Origin of the sequence: Trichococcus sp., from assembly GCF_049684335.1 — a bacterium.
Lineage (GTDB): Bacteria > Bacillota > Bacilli > Lactobacillales > Aerococcaceae > Trichococcus.
This window is the reverse complement of sequence record NZ_JBAVFV010000045.1, coordinates 14,999-37,413: the sequence shown is the minus strand read 5'-3', so window position 1 is coordinate 37,413 and position 22,415 is coordinate 14,999. Positions and strand designations below refer to the sequence as shown.

Here is a 22,415-nt window from a genome sequence, read left to right as displayed (position 1 = left end):
GGTGAAAAGACATCAGTTCTCAATGGAAAAAATTCTGGAGTGGCGAATCACTGAAGAAGAGAACGCAAGGAAATCCGTTCTCCATGCCCAAAATCAGATGCAACAGCAGCAACAACAACTCAGGCATCTGGTTAATGAAAACACGAAATTGAAACACGAACAAATGAAGTTGACGGAGATACACACTTTAAGATATAACCATCACCTCAAAGGTCTGATTGACGAAAAAATAGTCATTCAAAAAAATGCTATTGATCAAGCGCAAAGTGACATGGATCAGCTTCAAGAAGCATTGCTACAAGCGCACAAAGACCGCAAAATAATGGAAAAATTAAAAGAACGCGAAAGTGTGCAGGTGCTTGCGCGAGTAAAAAGTGAAGAACAAAAGGAGCTTGACGAAATCGCTACCCTGCAGTATAAAAAAAGCTACTTTTAAGTCGATATAGTATAGGGTGGGTATCGAAAGGAGGTGAAAAATTGATTACTGGTGCATCATCCGCAATTTCAGCGCAATTTCTCAATCCGGCTCAATCATCTGCCACAAAAGCAGACGGTTTAATTTTTGACGGTGTTTTATCAGTACTGATTAGAGGCAACGAATCAGCGACTAGCATGCAAGAAGAGCCAACTGTTTCCCCGGAAACAAAGGATCCGGAAGAGCGCGCTGATCAGGAAGCAACAGAACAGGGCTATTTGAATCTATACCCCTACAGAATCCTTCAGGATGGGAAAGCTACGGTATCCGTCAGGAATGTTCCGACAGATGAAAAAGCAGATGAGACGGAAGCATGGCTTGTCAACGTGGCAGAGAAACAGCAAGTGATAACAGCTAAACTTGACAACGCTGTTCCCACAGTACAAACGCCTGCACGACCTGAAGAGTTTGAAGCTAAGGCACACAGTGAACATTTGCCTCTTTCGGAAGCCACTAGAATCACCAGCGCAAGCGGATCGCAAACGGACGAGCTAGCATCCATTCCAGAGAGCATTGGGATAAGCGAATCCGGAGAAAAAGAGCGCTATCTGGACAATGGTGATGCGAGGAGACAACAAGTTGATTTTTCTTCGGCCGGATCTGAAATCCCCCTAGAACAGAAATCGGAGAATAGCTTGGAACCTGTTTCTCCCGTACAAGTAAATGATCTGTTGAAAGATACTGCCACAATGCCTTGGGAACATAAAATGAGGCAAAGGGACCATGCCTTTCCTTTACAGGAAAGCAGCCCGCCTGGTGAATTCTTAACGAACTTTCCGGACAGAGCATCAACAGTTGATGCTGATCCGGAAGGTAAGCTCATTGAACAGTCCATCGAACTGCAAACTAGGGAAACAACTATTCCGCAACCGATTGCTGATGAAAAAGAAAAAATAGGCCAACCGGAAGAAGCCGCAAAGGCACTGGATACTAATGAAAATAAATCACCTTTAAATCAAGGACCAATTACCCGTGAACTAACCACAGAGAATGTATTTGGGCAAAAGTCTTCAAAAGTGATTGCATCTCATATCGAGGACATACAAAAGACAATCGAAATGCAGATAGAAAAAACGCCGGTGTTGGGCAATACAGTCGTGAAAATTCTTCTTACCCCGGATAATATCGGGGATATCCATTTGCAGCTGATCAAAACCAAAGACACCATCACTGCCGTCCTGCAGGTCAAGGATGTAGAAACGAAGGGACTATTGGAGGATCAACTGCCGCTATTGATGGAGCCGTTCAAACATAGCGTTTCTCAAGGTAAGATAATACTTACGGTTGTTGCAGACCCGAGTTTGGCCTTTTCCTTTTCGGAAGGAGCTGATCCAGGCCAACGAAAAATGGAACGGCAAGAATCCAGAAAAAGAACAGCAAAAGAAAAGACAGAAACAAAAGAACAACCAATGACGAAGCAGTCTTCAAGAGGGCTGAGTTTATTGGCATAAAGAGGAGGTGAACAGAAAGTGGATATCACACCAAATTTTACGATCGGATCAACAGAACAGCTGGTGAGCAATAAAAGCCAAAGCAATTCTGATCTTTCCATGGACGATTTTTTACAGATCATGGCTGCAGCCATAAAAATGCCCGCAATGTCAGAAGAAGGAGGAAGCAGTGGCGGCTCCACAGATTACATGGCTCAAATGATCCAATTCAGTACGATGGAACAGTTGAAGGATATGACAGAATCATTGAACACAACCATGCTGATGACACAACAACAACAGGCGTTAGCGATGGTCGGGAAAAACGTTACTGTGACTGGGGAAGCAAGCATCGTCACAGGAGTAGTGGACAAGGTGAAATTTTCAAATGGATTTGCAACGCTTGTGATCGGAGGAAAGGACTACTATTTGAATGACATACAGTCGATTGGAGAGTAACCGGATGGATATAAGAGCGAATTCCGATATCAAGAGGGTTGAGCCACTCCGACAGCATAACAAGAAGCAACAAGTTTCAAGAGAGTTTCAAACAATCATGCAAGAGTCGCTGAGCCCAAGTATAGATGACAAAGAGCTGAAGATATCCAACCATGCTCAAAAACGTCTGGACCAAAGAGGATTTTCATTGGCGGGTGAAGACATGAGTAACCTGAGCCAAGCGATGGATGAGCTGGAGGATAAAGGTTCAAAAAACTCATTATTGTTTTATAAAGATATGGCCTTGATTGCAAGCATCGACAATCGCACGATCATCACCGCATTGAATCAAAATGAGTTGGACACAGTGATGAATATCGACAGTACCAAGTTCATTAAAGATTAAAAGACGGCCGGACCGATAAGGAAGCCGTAAGATCCTTGAATGACAGATAGGATCACGATGTTAACTACTAGGAGGAAATCAAATGTTAAAATCATTATACTCTGGCGTTACAGGCATGAAAAACTTACAAACAAAGATGGATGTAATCTCAAATAATATAGCTAACGTAAACACAACTGGATTCAAAAGCGGAAGGGTACGTTTTGAAGATATGATCAGCCAATCAATGTCGAGTTCCCAAGAAGGCATAAATGCGAAGCAAGTTGGACTCGGTGTCCAAACTAGTGCCATCGACACTATTATGAATGGAGGATCTTTACAAGCGACGGGAAGGGAACTGGATTTTGGGATAGAGAATGGCGACAGCTCTTTTTTCGTTGTGAGTGGAGATGGTGGTGTCAATAATTACTATACCCGGGATGGCGGTTTTTATCTTGATGCTGAGAATAATTTGGTGACGAGTGCTGGGTACAGTGTGATGGGTGTCAATAACACTGAAGCAGATGGAACTGAGACGTTGGAAAAATTGAGTGTACCTGCCTATATCCAGGTCAATGCTGATGGAACGCTTACGGCAGCAGACAGTATCCCGGATGGAGCAACCAACGTGTTCGGTTTGAAGAGTCATTCCGTTGACAGTAAAGGTGTCATCACCGGAAATTATGGGAATGGAGAATCCTATGTGATTGGACAAGTCGCATTAGCTAAGTTCTCTAATGCAGCTGGATTGGAAAAATCCGGAGGCAATCTGTATGTTGAATCAGCCAACTCTGGCGCTCCAGAACTAGGTTTTCCAGCAGAGGATGGTTATGGCGTCATCCGATCAGGCTTTTTGGAAATGTCAAACGTCGATCTGGCGAATGAGTTCACCGAAATGATCATTGCCAACAGAGCCTACCAAGCAAACTCGAGAAGCATAACTACTTCTGACTCGATGTTGGAAGAGTTGTTGTCATTGAAACGCTAAATTTCAAGCAGAGATGAGGAGAGTCCATGATAGCTTTAACCAGTGTTTCAGGAGAGGCTTTTTTTTTGAATTGTGACCTGATTTACCGTATCGACGAAGCCTATGACACGATAATAACTTTGACGGATGGTCAGCACATTCGTGTGAGTGAACCGGCAAACCAAATCGTAGAAAGAATTGTGGATTATAAAAGGAAAATTTATCTTGCTTTACCGGAGGTTGGAAAATGAAAAAGAATCCGATCCCACCATTGGCTCTAGTCATTGGAGTAGCTTTAATCATCTGGTCCATTAATCAGGGCGGAAGCATGGGTGGGTTTATCGATGTACCGTCTTTAATTATTACATTAGTGGGCTCGTTCTGTGCCTTGCTCATCAGCTTCCCGTTTTCTGATATAAAAAACATTCCAATTATTTTCAAGAAAGTAATCAGTACACCTAGTGAGGATAAAAATGAGCTGATTCAAAAGTTCGCAGAACTTTCTCGGTTATCCCGAAGCAAAGGGATTTTGACTTTAGAACAAGAAATCAGCAAAATTGACAATCTGATCTTACGAGATGGGCTTCAAATGGCAGTGGATGGGATGGATCCTACTGACATCAAAAGTATTCTGGAAATACAAATTGCAAATATGGAATCAAGACATGGAGTCGGGCAAGCCATTTTTATCAAGTGGGGAGAGTTGGCTCCTGCGTTTGGCATGATCGGAACATTGATCGGTTTGATCAATATGTTAAGCCAATTAAATGATCCCAGCACAATCGGGAGCGGGATGGCAGTGGCCTTGATTACGACCTTTTATGGAAGTTTTTTTGCTAATCTATTGTTTATTCCGATAGCGACGAATCTTAAAATGCAGACCGAAGCCGAGTTGGAAGTTTGCGACATGATTGTTGAAGGAGTCCTGTCTATCCAAGCAGGGCAAAATCCTAGAACAATTGAACAGAAATTGAATGGATACTTGGATAACAATCCTGTAAAAAATAAAAAGAAAAATATGAATACGAACGCTTCTGCCGTTCAAAGCGAGGTAAATTAACATATGAGTAAAAGGCGGAAACGAAGTCCTGAATCAGGTGGGTCTCCCGAATGGATGACAACATTTTCGGATTTGATGACGCTTTTACTGACTTTCTTCATCTTGCTCTACTCGATGTCCAGTGTCAGCAATGACAAGTTCACCCAAGCAGCAGATTCCCTGCAAAATTCGTTTGTAGGATCTGGTCAAAAAAGTATATTGACTGGAGGACAATGGGTTCCTGAGCGAAATGAGAATGCCAAAAATGGCGATTCCAGCACCTTATCGGAAATAGAGGCAGCAGCTATTCAATCGGCAAAAGCAGAGGCCACTCAAGATGACTTGCTTGCGTCAAATGGTCAAGCGATGATTGCACTGGATCCAGAAGTCATCAAAATGTATCAAGAAGTCTTAGATTTTGTCGAAAAGAATGGTTTGTCCGAAGAAATCAGTATGAGCATGGATGCAGATGGTGTCTACATGACTGTGAAGGAAGCAATTTTATTTCATCCGGGCAGCGCGGTTATAACCGAAAGTGGAACAGCGGCTTTACAAAAAGTAGCAGAATTAATCGGTAGTTTTGAAAATAAGGTCGTGATTGAAGGGCATACAGACAACGTTCCCCACTACGATCCAAAATTTGAGAGTAACTGGGAATTATCGGCTGGTAGAGCCATCGCCGTTCTCAGACACTTGACTGAACAGCGAAATATCGACCCCACACGTTTATCCGCTGTCGGCTATGGAGAATACAATCCGCTTGTTCCAAATGACACAGCTGAACAGCGTGCTGAAAATCGAAGAGTCAATATTGTGTTGGTTTATGAACCGGAGGGAGCAGAATAATGGAAAAAGAAGCACAGTTGCCTAGGAAGCAGAGCGTTCCACGGCTTATTCTGATAGCTGTAACTTTAGTGATTTTAATGATCGGTGGCGGAACGATCGGTTCTTTGATAACCACTGGGCTAGGAAAAGAATGGATCACTAGCTTCAATAAAAAAGAAGTAGAGAGCATACTGATTCCCCAAGAAGAATTTCTTGTAAATTTAAAATCCAATGATGGCAGTCTGAATGATTTTTTGAAAATTGAAATGTCAGTAGAAACAACTGGTGAAGAGAACGGAACAATTCTGACTGAAAAGGCGGCAATTGTGCGCGATGCAATCATCAGTGTGCTCAGAAATAAATCTGCTGCCAACATTTTTGATGAATCGGAGGGGGTTCTGGTCATCAAGCAGGAAATCATTTCGAAAATCAATCAAAGTTTGGGTTCGGAAGTCGCAAGTGATTTATACATTACAAATATCGTCATGCAATAGCGAAGTGGAAGGTGTGCGTCAAGGAAATGGGAAATGAAATGTTATATATCGGAAAAAGTTTTATCGTGTTGATTTTTGTGATTTTTGCAATAAATTATCTGTTGAAATTATTGGATCGATTCGTCAACAAGAACGGCAAATACATCACCATGATAGAGCGTGTTCCATTGAACCGCACATCGTCGCTTTGTATCGTTAAAGTCTCGGAATCCTACTTTTTGATGAGCTGTACAGATACAAAGAATGAGATATTGAAGGAATTGAGCATTGAAGACATAAAGGCAGAAAAAGCTGTTTTGGACATCGCGCAGCATAAAAAATTCCGTCCGGCCAACCCAGTGGTTTTGGATGATGTCGATGAGAGTGGCAGAATTTCACGAAGAGGGATGAGAAAATAGGATGGTGAAAAAAGGGATTGTCACAAGCAGCGTTGGATTGTTTTTTTTGACATTTCCTCAAAAAGTTTATGCTGCGGAAATCGTTGATACGGTTCAAAATGCTCTGGGTGGGACATCAGATGCTGTAAAAATGTATGTATTGATAGGTCTTTTGAGTGTCATACCGGCATTTTTGATATTGACTTCATGTTTTACGCGAATCATCATTGTCTTTTCTTTTTTGAGAAGTTCATTAGGAACACAACAGAATCCGCCAAACACTGTTTTGATTGGCTTGGCAGCCTTTTTGACATTTTTTATCATGAGGCCAGCTTATACGGAGATTTACAATGAGGCAGTGGTGCCGTTGATGGAAAATACAATTGGGATTGAAGAGTTTTTTTACATAGCAGAGGATCCGATCAGAGACTTTATGTTAAAACAGACGAGGGAGAAGGATCTTACCCTCTTTTTGGATTTGCAAGGGGATGACATGCCAACCAACACCGGAGATGTTAGTTTACTCAGTCTAATTCCTGCTTTTGCGATCAGTGAGTTACGGACAGCTTTTACGATCGGTTTTTTGATTTTCATTCCATTTTTGGTGATAGACATCGTGGTTGCAAGTATTTTGATGTCCATGGGGATGTTCATGTTGTCGCCGGTAATGATTTCGTTACCGTTTAAGTTACTTCTGTTTGTTTTGGTGGATGGGTGGTATTTGGTCGTTGAGTCGCTGGTATTAGGTTTTCAATAGGGGTGCATGAATGTCGATAGAAAAAGTTTTAGATGTTTTGAGAGAAGGATTCATGACCATTCTGATAGTTGCCGGACCAACGCTGGCCATCGCATTGGTGGTAGGATTGATCATCAGTGTTATTCAAGCAGCAACACAGCTGCAGGAACAGACATTGAGTTTTGTGCCAAAAATATTGGCCGTAATCGGAGCCTTGGTTGTGTTCGGCAATTTTATGCTGAATGCATTGATCGCATATACAGAAAAAATATTCGAGTTGATCGCCGGATTGTGATGGGTAAAGGATGCTGATTATATTACAGAAACTCATATTGATCTTTATGCGGATAGGTTCTTTCGTTTTTATAAGTAAGGGATTTTCATTCAAAGGTGTACCAACTGTTGTGAAAATTGCCATTTCTTTGGGCTTGAGTTTACCGGTTTACGCCATGATACCCGCCATGGAGTCCGAGCTAGGCTTGGTGCAACTGGCGCTTTTCGCGCTGAAGGAATCGCTGGTCGGCCTGGCGCTAGGCTATATCACAAACCTCTTCTTTTATGCGGTTGAGATAGCCGGGAATTTTGCCGATTTCCAGGTCGGTTTTTCGATGTCTGCCGTCTTTGATCCTGCTTTAGGGTTCCAAGCTTCTTATTTCGGGAAAATATATTATTGGATGGCGCTGTCCATCTTCTTTTTTACGGATATGCACCATCATGTCTTGAGGGCCTTGATATCCGGATTCACAGTTTTCCCCATAGAGGAGTTTTCTGTAGGAGATTTTGGAGTGAAAGGGATTGTCACTCTGTTCGCGATGATGTTTGAGATAGCGTTGAATCTTTCAGCGCCTATCGTAATTGCGGCCTTGTTGACGGAAGTCGTTTTGGGAGTACTCTCGCGGACTGTGCCTCAGATAAATGTGTTGATGCTTAGTATGCCTTTAAAGATTTTGGTCAGTATGTCACTTATGCTGGTTCTGTTGCCTAATTTAATGGACAGCATGACAGAGATGCTGCCATTGATGGTAAAATACATGACTGAATTTATCCAGTCACTAAGCTGATGAAGAGGTGAACATGTGAGCGAGAAAGATGGAAAGACTGAAAAACCCACCCCCAAAAAGCTGAAGGATGCCCGAAAACGTGGAGAGATAGCCAAGAGTCAAGAATTCAATTCTGCCTTTACGTATATCATGTTCATGATGTTTGCAATAGCGCTATCCACGCACGCCCTTCAATATGGGTATGTTTATCTGAAGAGAGAATTGGCAGTTGATTATGATGTGGGTGGCCTTGAAAATAATCTCAATGATATTGGGATGAAGGCTATTTTATCCATATTCATCTTAGCAGGACCTTTCTTAGGGATTGCTTTTATTGGGGCTTTGATCGCAAATATCATCCAAACAGGATTATTGTTCTCAGCAGAATCCTTGAAATTTAAAATGAGCAGACTGAACCCAATGAGTGGTCTTAAAAATATGTTCAGTAAAAAAGCTCTATTCAGTTTGATCAAAAATATTCTCAAGATGATTCTGATTGCATACGTCAGTTATATATCGTTCGAAAAATCGGGTTACTACATCATCAACGCTTCCGCAGTGGGAACCGAAAAACTCTTTTTTTTGATTCTGGAACTTGTCAAAGATATCAGTACGAATCTGGCCATCTTGTTGTTTCTTTTGGGGATGGTAGATTTCATCTATCAAAAATATGACTACAAAAAGAATCTGAATATGACCAAACAAGAAATGAAGGATGAGTACAAAGAATCAGAAGGAGATCCGCACATAAAATCATTAAGACGTCAAAAATATAAACAATTCAGTAAACAAATGCTGAAGGATGTGGAGTCTGCGACTGTCATCATCACAAACCCAACGCACTTGGCTATTGCTGTGCGTTATGATAAAAATCGCGATCCAGTACCCATAGTCGTCGCTAAAGGGGCTGACTATGTGGCAGAAAAAATCAGGGAAGCAGCTTCAAAAAATAATATTCCGATTATGGAGAATAAACCAGTGGCACGCGCCATGTACCGATCGGTTGAAGTCGGCCAACCGATACCATTGGATTTTTATGAAGCGATAGCTGAGATGATTGCGTTGATCTATCAGATCAATGAAAGCAATAAGAGGAAAATATAAGTGAGAGAAAGAGTGATGTAATGGCTGCACAACTAACCAAAAAAAATGGGAATGCTTCAGCGTTTATGGATGTAGGGATTGCAACGTTTGTCGTCCTCATTTTGGCAATGATCATTATTCCATTACCTGCACCACTTCTCGATTTGTTGTTGATTGTGAATCTAGCCTTATCCATGACGATTCTGTTGTTGACGTTATTCACTAAAAATGTCCTGGAATTCTCAACCTTTCCCACGCTCCTTTTGCTGACAACCATGTTCAGGTTGGGGTTGAATATTTCTTCAACGCGGTTGGTTCTGACTGAAGGTGCTGCTGGTAAGGTTATTGACACATTTGCGAATTTGGTTGCCGGAAATAATATCATAGTCGGTGCCGTCATTTTTATCATCATTTTCATCATTCAAATGATCGTCGTGACGAATGGTGCGAGTCGGGTATCGGAAGTATCCGCACGTTTCACGTTGGATGCGATGCCCGGAAAGCAAATGTCGATCGATTCAGATTTGAATTCCGGTCTGATCAATGAACAGCAAGCGAAACAGCGACGCAACGATTTAGAACGGGAAACACAATTTTTTGGGGCGATGGATGGTGCAAGTAAGTTTGTAAAGGGCGATGCTACCGCTGGCATAATTATTACGTTCATCAACTTGATCGGCGGAACGCTCATTTATTCACTTCAACAAGGCATGCCCATCATGGAAGCGATGAATAAATTTGGGAGATTGACAATCGGTGATGGATTAGTCAGTCAGATACCTTCCTTATTGATTTCAATCGGTTCAGGGATTTTGGTTACAAGATCCGGAAATGCAAAAACATTCGGGACATCACTGATACCGGAATTGATGTCCAGTTCAAAGGTACTCTATCTGGTTTCTGCTATTTTACTTCTTTTTGCGATATTGCCAGGTTTTCCGACATTCACCTTTACAATGATGGCGATACTATTGGGAGGGTCGAGCTATCTTATTCAGCAAAATGAGAAGAAAGCACAATTTGAAAAAATAACCGAAGAACAACGCATGCTGGCAGGAGAGCGGATTCTTCAAAATCAATCTAATGAAGAGACGGTTACTGCCCATCAAGTGGATCCAATATCCATTGAAATCGGCTACGGTCTGATCGCAATAGCTGATGAAACGAAAGACGATAATCTGATGAACCAAATACATAGCATCCGAAAACAGTGTGCCACGGAAATAGGCATACTTTTGAAGCCTATTCGCATCAAAGATAATCTGCAGCTTGGCATGAATCAATATGTGATCAAAATAAAAGGGAATGTATACGCACAAGGAGAATTATACATGGATCGCTTCCTGATATTGTCCCCTGGAGATACGGAGTTTGCTTTCAATGGCATCGCAACGAAAGAGCCCTCGTTTGGGCTGGATGCCATGTGGATAACTGAGAATGATCGGGAAATGGCAGATTTGCAAGAGTATACCGTCGTAGATCCCCTCACTGTGTTCGTTACACATCTTAAAGAAACCATTTTTCAGCATAGTCAGGAACTGCTCGGCAGGCAAGAAGTGAAGCAACTATTGGAAACGCTGAAAGAAACGCATAACGTTGTCATTGATGAGTTGATACCGGATATCCTTAGGTTGGGCGAAGTGCAAAAAGTGCTTCAGAATCTACTGAAGGAAAATATACCGATCACCGACATGGTGACGGTATTGGAAACGTTGGCTGACTATGGCACCACAATAAAGGATATTGAACTATTGACAGAATATGTCCGTCAAGCACTGAAGCAAACCATCGTAAAAAATTATTTGGATGAGAATGCAGTGCTGAATGTCGTTACGATCCATCCAAACACTGAGGAAATGCTCGGTAAAAATATCCAAAAATCTTCATCGGGATCGATTCCACTGATTCAAGGAAATAATGTCACAAAATTATTCGACAGCATAAAGAAAATCCATAACCATCTGGAAGCTGAGGGAAGACCGCATGTCCTGCTGGTGTCTCCAAAAATAAGACCCTCTTTGAAGAATCTGTTGACATTTAATTTTCCGGAAATAGCTGTATTATCTTTGAATGAAGTTCCGAACGAAATTGCGATCGAATCAGTCGGCACAGTCGAAGACATTACTTTTGATCCTTCAAGATAGTTAGGTAAAAAAATGAATTTTCAATCACTTGAAGATGGGAGCAGGATATGCAAAATATAGAGGACAGAGAAGCACTCATATTGAAGTACGTGCCTCTGGTCGAAAAAGTGGTCCGACATATTGGATTGGGTAATTCTGATTACGAGAAAAGTGATTTGGTGAATATCGGCGTCATTGGCCTTATGGATGCCATCGATAAATACGATGAAGAAAAGAAAGTGCCTTTTGAAAATTATGCATTTATTCGTATTAAAGGGTCTATAATCGATGAAATCCGTCGTAATGGTCCTGTTTCTCGCACAGGAATGAATAAATTAAAGGAATACCGGCTTGCAGTGGAGTCCCTTCAGCACAGCCTGAAAAGAGTGCCTTCTGAAGAGGAAATATGCCAAGAACTGCAGGTTACTGCCAAACAATTAGGCCAGGTATATGATACAGCGTCTTATCTGGCTACACAGTCATTGGAAAAAATGATCTTTAATGATGAAGGCAATGGGGTAGAATTGGGAGATATGATCGTCGATAAGCATGCCATTTCCGTTGAAGAAGAGCTACTGAAGAACGAGCAGATGGAAGCATTGAAAGGCGCAATCGGTCGATTGAAGGAACGCGAGCAATTGATTCTACAACTGTATTATGTGGAAAAATTACCGCTTAAGGAAATTGCGTTCATACTGGAAGTTTCCGTCCCCAGAGTTTCACAGATCCATGGGAAAATGATATTGAAATTGAAAGAAGAAATGAGGAGAGAAGAGCTTGATTAGAAGTTTGGACACAGTGAGCCACCAGTTTAATTTATTGCAGAAAAAGCAAGAAAACCTGAGCACAAATATCGCTAATGTGAATACTAGCGGGTACAAATATCAAGAGCTTATCCAAAGTACAACTGAGACCTTTCAATTCGGGAATAATTTGAACGGTCCGATGCTTAACCAGCAGAATCCGATTGATGGACTGAATTTCGGAAATCAGATCGATACAGCTTACCGTAATCTGACCCAAGGCGGTCTTAAGGGCACGAATTCAACCAATGATTTTGCGCTGATGGGAGATGCTTTTTTTACAGTTCAGATGCCAAACGGTGAACAAGCTGTTACAAGAAACGGCAACTTTTCGATTGATGCAACGGGGAATTTGACTACTCAAGAAGGCTATTTAGTGCTCGGCAGAAACCAATCTGGGCAAATATCTACCATTCCAGCAGGCAGTGTGCCCTTTACTGTCGACCAGACAGGAAACGTCAACGCTACCGGCGTCCGTTTTTTGTTGACGGATAATGTGGAAGCTGAAAACCTTCAATCGATTGGGGATACGTTATTTTCTTATCAGGCAGGGATGACAACGGACGATGACACGCTCGTCCTTCAAAAATATTTGGAAACTTCCAATGTTGACATGACAGATCATATGGTCCAAATGATGCAGCTGACAAGAGAGTTCGAAGCGAATCAAAAAATACTGCATGCTTCAGATGAAACGTTAAGCAAGGCAGTCAATGAAATCGGAAAAGTGTAGGAAGAAGGAGTCAGATAACGATGAGTCTACCGATTAATATATCCAAAACTGCCATGAAAGCATTCCAGACAGGGATGGATAATATTGCGAATAATATTGCGAATGTTAATACAAATTCCTATAAAGCAAAGAATGTGAATTTCCAGGAACTGCTAGTCAACAATCAAACAGAAAATCAAAACTTGTTATTTTCTGAGGGACTCGGGGAATTAACGATTTCCACTGGTGTAACAAGCAATGTTTCCGGGATGGATCTTTCCCAGGGGGGACTGGTCGAAAGTGCTGGGGATTTCCAATTGGCGATTTCCGGAGAGGGCTTCTTCAGAGTCAATGATGAGAATGGGAATGTTTTTTATACGCGGGATGGCGCATTCCAAGTGGGACCGGATGGCATGGTGACCAACTCAGCGGGGAATACCCTCGCAATCGAGCAAAATTTATTGCCAACGCTAGACCTTTCCGGTGCGAGCCTATCGATTTCGGACAATGGCGAAATCTGGGTAGGAAGCAAAGGCGCTGCGACATTGGCAGGAAGGATTCCGCTATTTTATCCTGCTTCTGCTGATGCCCTTGTCCCAGCTGGAGAAAACCAATATGCAGTGGCGGAGGGAACGCGTATGTACTCCTCGGCAGACGGTTTCCCACTGGGAGGCATTCAGCAACACTTTTTGGAAACTTCGAATGTGGATTTGGCATCTGCATTCACCGATATGATCGTGACCCAACGCGCTTATTCAATGAATTTGAAAGCAGCGCAAACTTCAGATGAGATTATGGGTGTCATAAACGGATTCAAGAGATAATACAGCAGCGTGAAGGGATCTCCTGCGGGAGCAAAAGATGGAGGAAGAGAGAAAAGATGGCAATAATCGAAGTGGCTGGCGTAACAAAAGAATATCCTCGGGGCATCATAAGCCTGAAGGATGTATCGGTTACCATCGAAGCAGGAGAGTTTGTGTATGTATTAGGCGCCAGTGGATCAGGTAAGTCCACTTTCATTAAATTACTTTATCGGGATATCAAACCCACAAAAGGAACGGTGACAGTTTGTGGACACAATGTCGGCAAAATGAATAATCACGTCATACACCATCTGCGACGGGAAATTGGCATTGTGTTTCAGGATTGTAAATTGTTGACTGGTAAAACAGTTTTTGAGAATATCGCTTTCGCGCTGGAGGTCATGGGAGAAGATACTGAGGCTATTTCGGATAAGGTGCATCGCTCTCTTGAAACAGTAGGGTTGGCGGATAAAGCAAACAGTTATCCAGACCAGCTGTCCGGCGGTGAAAAGCAACGGGTTGCGATTGCACGTGCTGTTGTACATTCTCCCAAAATTATTCTTGCGGATGAACCTACAGGGAATCTGGACCCGCGGACTTCTCTGGAAATTTTCCGTTTATTCTATAGAATCAACAAAAGCGGAACAACTATACTGATGGCCACGCATGACCAAGGAATCATCGAAAATTTTCGTTTCCGGACTCTCGAAATGAAGGATGGCTATCTGATAAAAGATCAAGAGAAGAAACAGCAAAATACGCTTCAGTATGATTTCAAACGAAAAGAGTATTTTATTGTATAATAAATGGTGTTATTTGATCCATAAAAAAAGTGAAAGCTGCTGTGCATTTATTTGCGCAGTGGTTTTTTTGTTTATATTGGTATGCAATTTTTATTATGGGATTTTCAAAAAACTATTAACTTTTCACAAACACTACCGAATTAATGTTAAGAGCCTAAGTCATTCTTTTCGGAATGAAACAGGAAGGAAACAGAAAAGGGAAGTGAAAGAAGTGCAAGCATCAAATATAGAGGCAACAAGCGCAAAGTCAAAAACGAAAAGAAAATTTAAGATCCAACTATTGCAATTTAAAAGCATCCGCACTAATTTACTCGTTGGATTTTCAATAATCTTGGCGTCCATTTTTTTATTAGGATACAATAGTTACACAGCATCGAATGAAATCAATGCGAATACGGACCAAATTGTAAATGTCAGTGTCCCTATCTTGGAACAGGGCGCCGAAATCAACTACCTAGTGGCAAACCGAATGTCAGTCGTCCGCAGCTATTTGTTGTCCGGGGATACAACATATGTGGAATTATTTGATTTGTATACGCAGCAAAGTGAAGCTATCCAAGCGGAGATTCTGGAGGCAAACGGCAACAAACAGGTGATTGTGGATTTGTTCGCAGGAATCGATGAATGGACCCGGATCACACGGGAAGAAGTTATAAATGTCTACCAGGCAGGTAATCAGCAACAAGCGATAAATGCGTTGTTTGAAAAATCAGAGCAACTGGGAAATGAGAATATAAGTGCCATGGAACGATCGCTTGACGCCAGGATCGTTTCCATTCATGAGGAAGGCGATGGCGTTATTGCACATGGAGATCAAGCAATGAGAGTGACCGTCATCATATCCGTAATTGCACTGTTGCTGAGTATTGCTATCGCATTATTGATTTCTTCAGATTTAATGAAACGTATCAAGCTATTGATGGACAAAACAACCGAACTGACAACAGGAAAACTGAATGGAGAACCTATCGACATCAAACATTTTGACGAATTAGGCAAATTGGGTGATGCGATCAATCAAATGCAGCAACAGTTGAAAGCCATTATTGTAAGCATTTCAGAAGCATCACATACACTTGAGGAGAACAGTCGGGACCTCCACCATGCTTCAAAAGAAGTGAAGTTAGGCACTGAACAAGTGGCTATCACAATGCAGGAATTGGCGACAGGATCTGAAACCCAAGCAAGCAGCGCCAGCAACTTGGCGACTGTGATCGATGTATTCAACGATGAGTTCCAAACTGTTAATCAGAACACCATTCAAATTGCAGAAGGTTCTAAAGAAATCCTTGCAAATACAAATCAAGGCGAAGAACTGATGCAAAAATCAAGTCTGCAGATGAACATAATTCAGGACATCATGCAAGAGGCTGTCGATAAGATGAATATTTTGGAAAATCAGACCCAAGAAATCAACAAATTGGTCGGACTTATCCAAAATGTAGCGGATCAAACGAATTTACTGGCCTTGAATGCTGCCATAGAGGCTGCACGAGCTGGAGAACATGGCCGAGGCTTTGCTGTTGTTGCCGATGAAGTCAGAAAGCTGTCTGAACAAGTCGCCACTTCCGTCATGGACATAACAGGTTTTGTGGACACAATCCAAAAAGAATCCAAAAACGTAAGTTCATCCTTACAGTCGGGCTATACCGAAGTGAAGTCGGGGGCTGCCCAGATTGATAAGACAAGTAACACCTTCAGTGAGATGAAAATGCAATTGGACAGCATGGTGACGAATATTTCTGGCGTAACCAATAATTTGGCGCGGTTGGCTGAGAATACAAATAACATGAGTACGTCCATCGAAGAGATTGCTTCAATCTCGGAAGAATCCGCTGCTGGAGTCGAAGAGACATCGGCTGCCAGCCAGGAAATCAGCAGTTCCATGGAAGAAGTTTCGATGAATTCCGAAAGAATCGCAGGCCTTGCAGATCTTCTGAATCTGTTGGTCAAAGAATTTAAATTTTAATCCAAAAAACAGAAAACTCTCCAGTAAGCCGCTCAAGCTTACTGGAGAGTTTTTATCTGTGAATGATTCATTCATTTATTTATTGGATATAGATGGCTTGACTGCCGAATTGCTCCCAAGAGGCAATGAATGCACTTTTTTCCACAGCTTGATTTTTTTGGCCATAAGGATCATTTACGTAAAAATAATTATCATCATAGCCAACTACTACGACACTGTGTTCACTATAACTGATGCTAACCTCACCGGTAGGCGTTTGCCACACTTCCATATCAGCTACTGGGGCATAGCTTGTACTGGTGATTGTCCAGACTGGGTATCCCTGATTTAAGGCAGCAATCACAGCCTCAAATGGGCTGCCGGTGATATCCTTTATGCGATCCGATGATACGAAATTAGCAGCTAAGACAGCTATCGGCCCATGGTAGACACTGAAGCCAGAATTATAACCGGTAATGTCTCCTACGAAAGCATCGTTTGGGTTGCCGCGCAGGCCGTTTTCATCAATGATCGGAACAGAAGGGAGCCAAGCAGCGACATCACTTTTCGATACATCAACGTTGTTGTACTGCAGTATCATTGTAAGCGAGGTTACCTCGCAACCGTTATATAAAATGGGATAATCCATTTGATTCAATAGAGGGACATCCAAAAAGACTTGCGTTGGCGCTCCCGTTACGATCGCTTGATCTTCCAGAACAGACGCACTTTCTGGGGGGGCAAGCCTGATCGATAATGTACTGACGATAAAAATTATCAGCAAGCCTCTTTTGAGAAGCGTTCTTTTCCTCATAATTAGCCTCCTTAGAGTAGTGGTGTATTTATATATTATCAATAAACTGTTCGTACAATACTTATGTAATGGCTTATAAACCCAAAACTAGAAATACCTATATAGTAGTCGGCAGTAATCGGATAAAGTTAACCCACTTGCTCTAAAATTCGCTAAAAAAAATGAATAAACGATTTCACAACAATCTGAAACGGAATGCTCCCAAAGTGAAGCTATACTTATTTTGTGGACTCTGCTATCATGATAATTAGATTGTAAGTGTATACAGGAAAGGAGGTAATCCATTTGGGAACAATGAAAGATGTAGCTGCTTTAGCGAAGGTAGGCGTCGGTACCGTATCGCGTGTGCTGAACAATTCCGGAGCTGTAAAAGAATCAACCCGCAGAAAAGTGGAAGCGGCAATGAAAGAATTGAATTATATTCCGAATGCCTATGCTCGCGGCCTGAAGATGAACAAGACCCACACGATCGCATTGATCATTCCGACAATCTGGCATCCGTTTTTTTCAGAATTCGCCTATTATGTGGAGCGGAATTTGTCTGAACACAAATACAAGCTGCTGTTGTGCAATTCTGACGTCAGTAATGACAAGGAACTGGAATATATTCAGATGGTTCAAGAAAACAAAGTGGACGGAATCATCGGTATTACCTATTCGGATTTGGATAATTTTGTCTCGTCGCATTTGCCTTTCGTCACCATTGACCGTCATTTCAAAGAAGAAACGGTTTGTGTCACATCAGACAACTTTCATGCAGGTCAGTTGGCTGTAGCAAAGTTGGTTGAGAAAGGTTGTGAAAAACTCGGGTATATCGGAACTCATTCACGCTTTCCGAGCGAGACGACAAAGAGAAGAGATGGCTTTGTAGCCCAAGCTGAGCTTATGAATATTCCTTATGCCATCTACGATGGGGAAGACCCAGTTATGGAATTCAAGAAAGACATAAGAGGCTTTTTCGAAGAAAATCCGGATGTGGACGGCGTATTTGCCCACACAGATTTTATTGCTTTGGACATGCTGGAAGTTTTGGAGGAAATGAAACGCAAAGTGCCGGAAGAAGTGCAGATTATCGGATGTGATGGCATCAAAATGGAAGCAGGGCGCAGTCAGATCATATCGACAATCCGTCAGCCTGTAGATTTGATGGCCAAAGCCGCAGTCGAAAAAATCATCCAAGTGATCGACGGCGAACCTATCAAAATGAAAATCACTTTGCCTGTCCATTACGTAGAAGGACCGACAACGAAAAATGAAATTTTAAAATAATATGTTTTTGGTATTGACAGAAAACGGTTACTGAATTATTATATATTTAAATCAAAAACATATTTTTTTGAAGAAAAGTGGAAACGTTTCAATTGTTCGTTAAACGTTTCCCTATTTTTGAAATCGCGGGCAGTCTGATGATTGATCAACCGCAACGATTTCAAAAGTAGCATGCCGATTCTTTGGCGGTGGCTGACCCAGGTGATCGGATCAGTCGCTGAAATTCTTCAGAAACTATTTTTTTGAACAAAAGTGGAAACGTTTCAATTCTAGTTCAAGAACGTTCCCAATTTTTTTTGAAGCAAAGTGGAAACGTTTCAATTTCCAAAAGGAGGAGTCAGAACAGTCATGAAAAAAAGCCAGACAAGCAAGCCGAAAAGAATCACACAGTCCAAATGGGAATTCATCAAACAGCACCGGATGCTCTACTATATGCTGTTGCCGGGACTGATACTCACGCTGGTATTCAAGTATTTCCCGATGTACGGCATTCTCTTGGCCTTCAAGGATTACAACCCGCTGCGGGGGATCATGGGAAGTGAATGGGTGGGAGTGGAAAACTTCGTACAGTTCATCGACTCGCCGAATTTCTCCATGCTGTTGGAGAATACGCTCAAAATAAGTATTTACGGACTGATTTTGGGATTCTTTCCACCAATCCTGCTGGCATTATCCTTGAACCATCTGATCAGCACAAAATGGAAGAAGCGATTCCAACTGATTCTGTATGCACCGAACTTCATTTCCTTGGTGATTGTTGTGGGGATGCTGTTCATGTTCCTGGCTGCAGATGGCCCAATCAACGGATTTATTGAAACCATCACCGGTTCGCGGATCACGTTCATGACGGATCCAAATTATTTCCGGACTTTGTACATCCTATCCGGTATTTGGCAAGGTATGGGCTGGGCATCGGTCCTCTACACAGCTACACTGGCGAACGTCAGCCAAGATCTGATCGATGCGGCCCACATGGACGGCGCCAATATCTTGTACCGCATCTGGTACATCGATCTTCCGGCGCTGCGCCCGATCATGGTCATCCAGTTCATCCTTTCTGTTGGTGGGATCATGAACGTTGGTTATGAGAAAGCTTTCCTGATGCAAACATCGATGAACTTGCCTGTTTCGGAAATCATTTCGACATACGTATATAAAGTCGGTCTGCAGATGGGCGATTATGGCTACTCTACTGCCGTTGGGCTATTCAATACAGTCATTAACATCATCTTGTTGCTTACTGTGAATGCAGTCGCAAACAAGGTCGGCAGTGAAGATGCCGCATTATAGAAAGGAGGATAAACATGATAACCTTAACAAAATTTGATCGTCGCATTCTGTTTCTGAACCGCATCCTGATAGGTTTCTTGATACTGATAACCTTATCGCCCTTGCTATATGTGCTCATCGCCTCCTTCATGGATCCGTTCATTCTTCGTTCACAGGGGTTGAGCCTGAATCCTGCCAATTGGAGCGTGGAAGGGTATAAACGGGTGCTGCAAGACCCCGCAATCGTTCGCGGTTTCTTGAATTCCATCTTTTATTCAACCGCATACAGTGCCTTGACAGTAGGTGTTTCAATCCTCACGGCCTATCCGCTTTCGAAGAAGAAGCTGATAGGGAAAAGACCCATCACGATTTTCTTGATCATCACCATGTTCCTCGGTGGAGGATTGGTTCCGACGTATTTGTTGGTGAAAAACTTGGGCATGCTGAATACGGTCTGGGCGCTCATCCTTCCCGGATCGATCAATATCTGGAACATCATCCTGGCGCGGACGTACTTCCAACAATTGCCTACCGAGTTGGAAGAGGCAGCCGTCATTGATGGCGCAAATGAACTACAGATATTCTTTAAGATCATGCTGCCGCTGGCAAAACCGATCATTTTCGTATTGTTCCTCTATGCCTTTGTAGGACAATGGAATTCCTACTTTGACGCCATGATTTACCTGAACGATGCGGACTTGCAGCCGCTCCAAATAGTGCTGCGAAAAATCCTTATCCAAAATCAACCGCAGCAAGACATGATCGGATCCGCCACACAGATGGCAGAAATGGCCCAATTGGCCGAACTGATCAAATACTCGACGATCGTCATCTCCAGCTTGCCGCTTCTGGTTATGTATCCATTCTTCCAGAAGTACTTCGATAAAGGGATGATGGCAGGTTCACTCAAAGGTTAGGCAATAAGAAATATAATATAAAGGAGAAATACAAAATGAGAGTAAAATACTTTGGCACGGCACTATTATCCACAGCAACGGTCCTGACTTTAGCAGCATGCGGTTCATCCGGCGGGGCCTCTTCTCCGGACTACGAATTGACGGATGTCTCATTCCCATTGGAGGAAACAGTGACCCTGAAGATGTCCACTTCCAGTTCGCCCTTGGCACCGGCCGATCCGAATGAAAAGTTAATCTTCCAGCGTTTGCAGGAGCAATCGGGCGTGCAAGTCGAATGGAAAAACTATTCTTCGGATTATATCGAAAAAAGAAATCTGGACATTTCCAGCGGCGACTTGCCGGATGCCATGTGGAATGCCGGAGCCAGCGACTATGATCTGCTCTCATGGGCAGAAGATGGTATCATCATTCCCTTGGAAGACCTGATCAATGAACATATGCCGAACTTCAAAAAGGTATTGGACGAAAATCCGGAATACCTGGCCATGATCACAGCTCCGGATGGCCATATCTACTCGCTGCCATGGATCGAAGAATTGGGCCAGGATAAAGAGTCCATCCACACAGTAAACGATATTCCGTGGATCAATGTCGACTGGCTGGAAACGCTAGGCTTGGAGATGCCACAAACAACGGAAGAATTGATGGTTGTATTGGAAGCATTCAAAACCCAAGACCCGAACGGTAATGGCAAAGCGGATGAAATCCCGATGTCCTTCATCAACGATGGCGGAAATGAAGACATGAAGTTCCTCTTCGGCGCATTTGGGATCGGCGACAACGATGATCACTTGGTCGTCAATGATGACGGAACAATCGATTTTACTGCCGACAACGAAGAATTCAAAAACGGGGTTACTTATTTCAACGAACTTTACAATAAAAACCTGATTGATGTGGAAGCTTTCGAACAAGATTGGAATGCCTACGTGGCGAAAGGGAAAGAGCAACTGTTCGGCGTTTATTTCTCATGGGATAAGGCTAACGTTTCCGGAGCCAACGATTCCTACGAACCGCTTCCGGCACTGGCTGGTCCAAGCGGAGAAAAACATGTTACGCGTACGAACGGATTCGGATTTAGCCGTGACCGTTTCGTCATCACAAGTGCCAACAAAAATCTGGAATTGACAGCCAAATGGGCAGATCAAATGTACGTGCCGATCCAATCTGTCCAGAACAACTGGGGCACTTATGGAGATGAGACGCAACAAAATATTTTTGAATACGTAGAAGCCACTAATTCGTTGAAACATCTGCCGTTGGACGGCACTGCACCAGGTGAATTGCGCCAAAAAACAGAAGCAGGCGGACCTTTGGCAATCTTGGATGAATACTACGGAACTGTGACGACAATGCCGGATGATGCGCAATGGCGTTTGGATATCTACAAAGATACGTACTTGGCTGATGTTCATAATCAATTCAATTATCCACGCGTATTCTTGTCATTGGAACAGGCAGACCGGATCGCTCAAATTGAAGCGGATTTGCTTCCGTTTGTGAACAGAAAACGTGCTGAATGGATCGCAAACGGGAAAATCGTCGAAGAATGGGATGCCTACGTAGAGGAATTGAACCGTTTAGGACTGGAAGAATGGATGCAGATCAAACAAGATGCTTATGATACATACTTGTCAAACAACAAATAACAAGAAATAAAATAAA

25 protein-coding genes are annotated in these 22,415 nt (G+C 42.6%); 24 read left to right on the top strand and 1 reads right to left on the bottom strand.

Annotated features, from left to right (window positions below):
- Position 1: 1 nt before the first annotated feature.
- The 20 genes from fliJ to WBM30_RS07930 all read left to right on the top strand — a co-directional run bounded on the left by fliJ (position 2) and on the right by WBM30_RS07930 (position 16,502).
- Complete coding sequence (fliJ, locus tag WBM30_RS08025; protein ID WP_424900214.1) at positions 2 to 436, top strand: flagellar export protein FliJ; 435 nt, start codon at positions 2 to 4, stop codon at positions 434 to 436.
- Between the two features lie 41 nt (positions 437 to 477).
- Complete coding sequence (locus tag WBM30_RS08020; protein ID WP_424900213.1) at positions 478 to 1,926, top strand: hypothetical protein; 1,449 nt, start codon at positions 478 to 480, stop codon at positions 1,924 to 1,926.
- An 18-nt stretch (positions 1,927 to 1,944) separates the two neighbouring features.
- Positions 1,945 to 2,364: a flagellar hook assembly protein gene (locus WBM30_RS08015; protein WP_424900212.1), complete on the top strand. Its 420-nt coding sequence runs from the start codon at positions 1,945 to 1,947 to the stop codon at positions 2,362 to 2,364.
- 4 nt (positions 2,365 to 2,368) lie between these two features.
- A complete protein-coding gene (locus WBM30_RS08010; protein ID WP_424900211.1) occupies positions 2,369 to 2,749 on the top strand; it encodes a flagellar biosynthesis protein in 381 nt (126 codons plus the stop codon).
- Between the two features lie 82 nt (positions 2,750 to 2,831).
- Entirely contained in the window at positions 2,832 to 3,716 is an 885-nt protein-coding gene (locus WBM30_RS08005; RefSeq protein WP_424900210.1) for a flagellar hook-basal body complex protein, read from the top strand.
- A 26-nt stretch (positions 3,717 to 3,742) separates the two neighbouring features.
- Complete coding sequence (locus tag WBM30_RS08000; RefSeq protein WP_424900208.1) at positions 3,743 to 3,946, top strand: flagellar FlbD family protein; 204 nt, start codon at positions 3,743 to 3,745, stop codon at positions 3,944 to 3,946.
- Positions 3,943 to 4,755, top strand: a complete 813-nt coding sequence (locus tag WBM30_RS07995) for a motility protein A (protein ID WP_424900207.1) — start codon at positions 3,943 to 3,945, stop codon at positions 4,753 to 4,755. The genes WBM30_RS08000 and WBM30_RS07995 overlap by 4 nt, the downstream gene beginning before the upstream one ends.
- Before the next feature lie 3 nt (positions 4,756 to 4,758).
- Positions 4,759 to 5,580 carry a flagellar motor protein MotB gene (locus tag WBM30_RS07990; protein WP_424900206.1) on the top strand — a complete coding sequence of 274 codons (822 nt, stop codon included), beginning with the start codon at positions 4,759 to 4,761 and terminating at the stop codon, positions 5,578 to 5,580.
- Entirely contained in the window at positions 5,580 to 6,053 is a 474-nt protein-coding gene (locus WBM30_RS07985) for a flagellar basal body-associated FliL family protein (protein WP_424900205.1), read from the top strand. Before WBM30_RS07990 ends, WBM30_RS07985 begins: the two co-directional genes overlap by 1 nt.
- Before the next feature lie 26 nt (positions 6,054 to 6,079).
- Positions 6,080 to 6,451 (top strand): flagellar biosynthetic protein FliO, encoded by a 372-nt coding sequence (locus tag WBM30_RS07980; protein ID WP_424900204.1) that lies wholly within the window; start codon positions 6,080 to 6,082, stop codon positions 6,449 to 6,451.
- Between the two features lies 1 nt (position 6,452).
- Entirely contained in the window at positions 6,453 to 7,187 is a 735-nt protein-coding gene (fliP, locus tag WBM30_RS07975) for a flagellar type III secretion system pore protein FliP (protein ID WP_424900203.1), read from the top strand.
- Positions 7,188 to 7,197: 10 nt separating this feature from the next.
- Positions 7,198 to 7,461, top strand: coding sequence for a flagellar biosynthesis protein FliQ (fliQ, locus tag WBM30_RS07970; protein WP_424900202.1), 264 nt, complete (start codon positions 7,198 to 7,200; stop codon positions 7,459 to 7,461).
- A 10-nt stretch (positions 7,462 to 7,471) separates the two neighbouring features.
- Positions 7,472 to 8,227, top strand: a complete 756-nt coding sequence (gene fliR / locus WBM30_RS07965) for a flagellar biosynthetic protein FliR (RefSeq protein ID WP_424900201.1) — start codon at positions 7,472 to 7,474, stop codon at positions 8,225 to 8,227.
- 15 nt (positions 8,228 to 8,242) lie between these two features.
- Complete coding sequence (gene flhB / locus WBM30_RS07960; protein WP_424900200.1) at positions 8,243 to 9,310, top strand: flagellar biosynthesis protein FlhB; 1,068 nt, start codon at positions 8,243 to 8,245, stop codon at positions 9,308 to 9,310.
- Between the two features lie 20 nt (positions 9,311 to 9,330).
- Positions 9,331 to 11,433, top strand: a complete 2,103-nt coding sequence (gene flhA, locus WBM30_RS07955) for a flagellar biosynthesis protein FlhA (RefSeq protein WP_424900199.1) — start codon at positions 9,331 to 9,333, stop codon at positions 11,431 to 11,433.
- 47 nt (positions 11,434 to 11,480) lie between these two features.
- Entirely contained in the window at positions 11,481 to 12,197 is a 717-nt protein-coding gene (locus WBM30_RS07950; RefSeq protein ID WP_424900198.1) for a sigma-70 family RNA polymerase sigma factor, read from the top strand.
- Positions 12,190 to 12,948: a flagellar hook-basal body protein gene (locus WBM30_RS07945; RefSeq protein ID WP_424900197.1), complete on the top strand. Its 759-nt coding sequence runs from the start codon at positions 12,190 to 12,192 to the stop codon at positions 12,946 to 12,948. The genes WBM30_RS07950 and WBM30_RS07945 overlap by 8 nt, the downstream gene beginning before the upstream one ends.
- Positions 12,949 to 12,968: 20 nt before the next feature.
- Complete coding sequence (locus WBM30_RS07940; RefSeq protein ID WP_424900196.1) at positions 12,969 to 13,751, top strand: flagellar hook-basal body protein; 783 nt, start codon at positions 12,969 to 12,971, stop codon at positions 13,749 to 13,751.
- A gap of 56 nt (positions 13,752 to 13,807) precedes the next feature.
- Positions 13,808 to 14,533, top strand: a complete 726-nt coding sequence (gene ftsE, locus WBM30_RS07935) for a cell division ATP-binding protein FtsE (RefSeq protein ID WP_424900195.1) — start codon at positions 13,808 to 13,810, stop codon at positions 14,531 to 14,533.
- 331 nt (positions 14,534 to 14,864) lie between these two features.
- Entirely contained in the window at positions 14,865 to 16,502 is a 1,638-nt protein-coding gene (locus tag WBM30_RS07930) for a methyl-accepting chemotaxis protein (protein WP_424900194.1), read from the top strand.
- 79 nt (positions 16,503 to 16,581) lie between these two features.
- Here WBM30_RS07930 and WBM30_RS07925 read toward each other — a convergent pair whose 3' ends face one another.
- On the bottom strand, positions 16,582 to 17,295 hold the full coding sequence (locus WBM30_RS07925) for a C39 family peptidase (RefSeq protein ID WP_424900193.1): 714 nt from the start codon (positions 17,293 to 17,295) through the stop codon (positions 16,582 to 16,584).
- Positions 17,296 to 17,589: 294 nt separating this feature from the next.
- On the opposite strand from WBM30_RS07925, the gene WBM30_RS07920 reads away from it, so the two are divergent.
- The 4 genes from WBM30_RS07920 (at position 17,590) to WBM30_RS07905 (ending at position 22,399) form a co-directional block, all read left to right on the top strand.
- Positions 17,590 to 18,564: a LacI family DNA-binding transcriptional regulator gene (locus tag WBM30_RS07920; RefSeq protein WP_424900367.1), complete on the top strand. Its 975-nt coding sequence runs from the start codon at positions 17,590 to 17,592 to the stop codon at positions 18,562 to 18,564.
- Positions 18,565 to 18,912: 348 nt separating this feature from the next.
- Positions 18,913 to 19,854 (top strand): ABC transporter permease, encoded by a 942-nt coding sequence (locus tag WBM30_RS07915; RefSeq protein ID WP_424900192.1) that lies wholly within the window; start codon positions 18,913 to 18,915, stop codon positions 19,852 to 19,854.
- A 14-nt stretch (positions 19,855 to 19,868) separates the two neighbouring features.
- Positions 19,869 to 20,750: a carbohydrate ABC transporter permease gene (locus WBM30_RS07910; protein WP_424900191.1), complete on the top strand. Its 882-nt coding sequence runs from the start codon at positions 19,869 to 19,871 to the stop codon at positions 20,748 to 20,750.
- A gap of 35 nt (positions 20,751 to 20,785) precedes the next feature.
- A complete protein-coding gene (locus WBM30_RS07905; protein ID WP_424900190.1) occupies positions 20,786 to 22,399 on the top strand; it encodes an ABC transporter substrate-binding protein in 1,614 nt (537 codons plus the stop codon).
- Positions 22,400 to 22,415 lie beyond the last annotated feature (16 nt).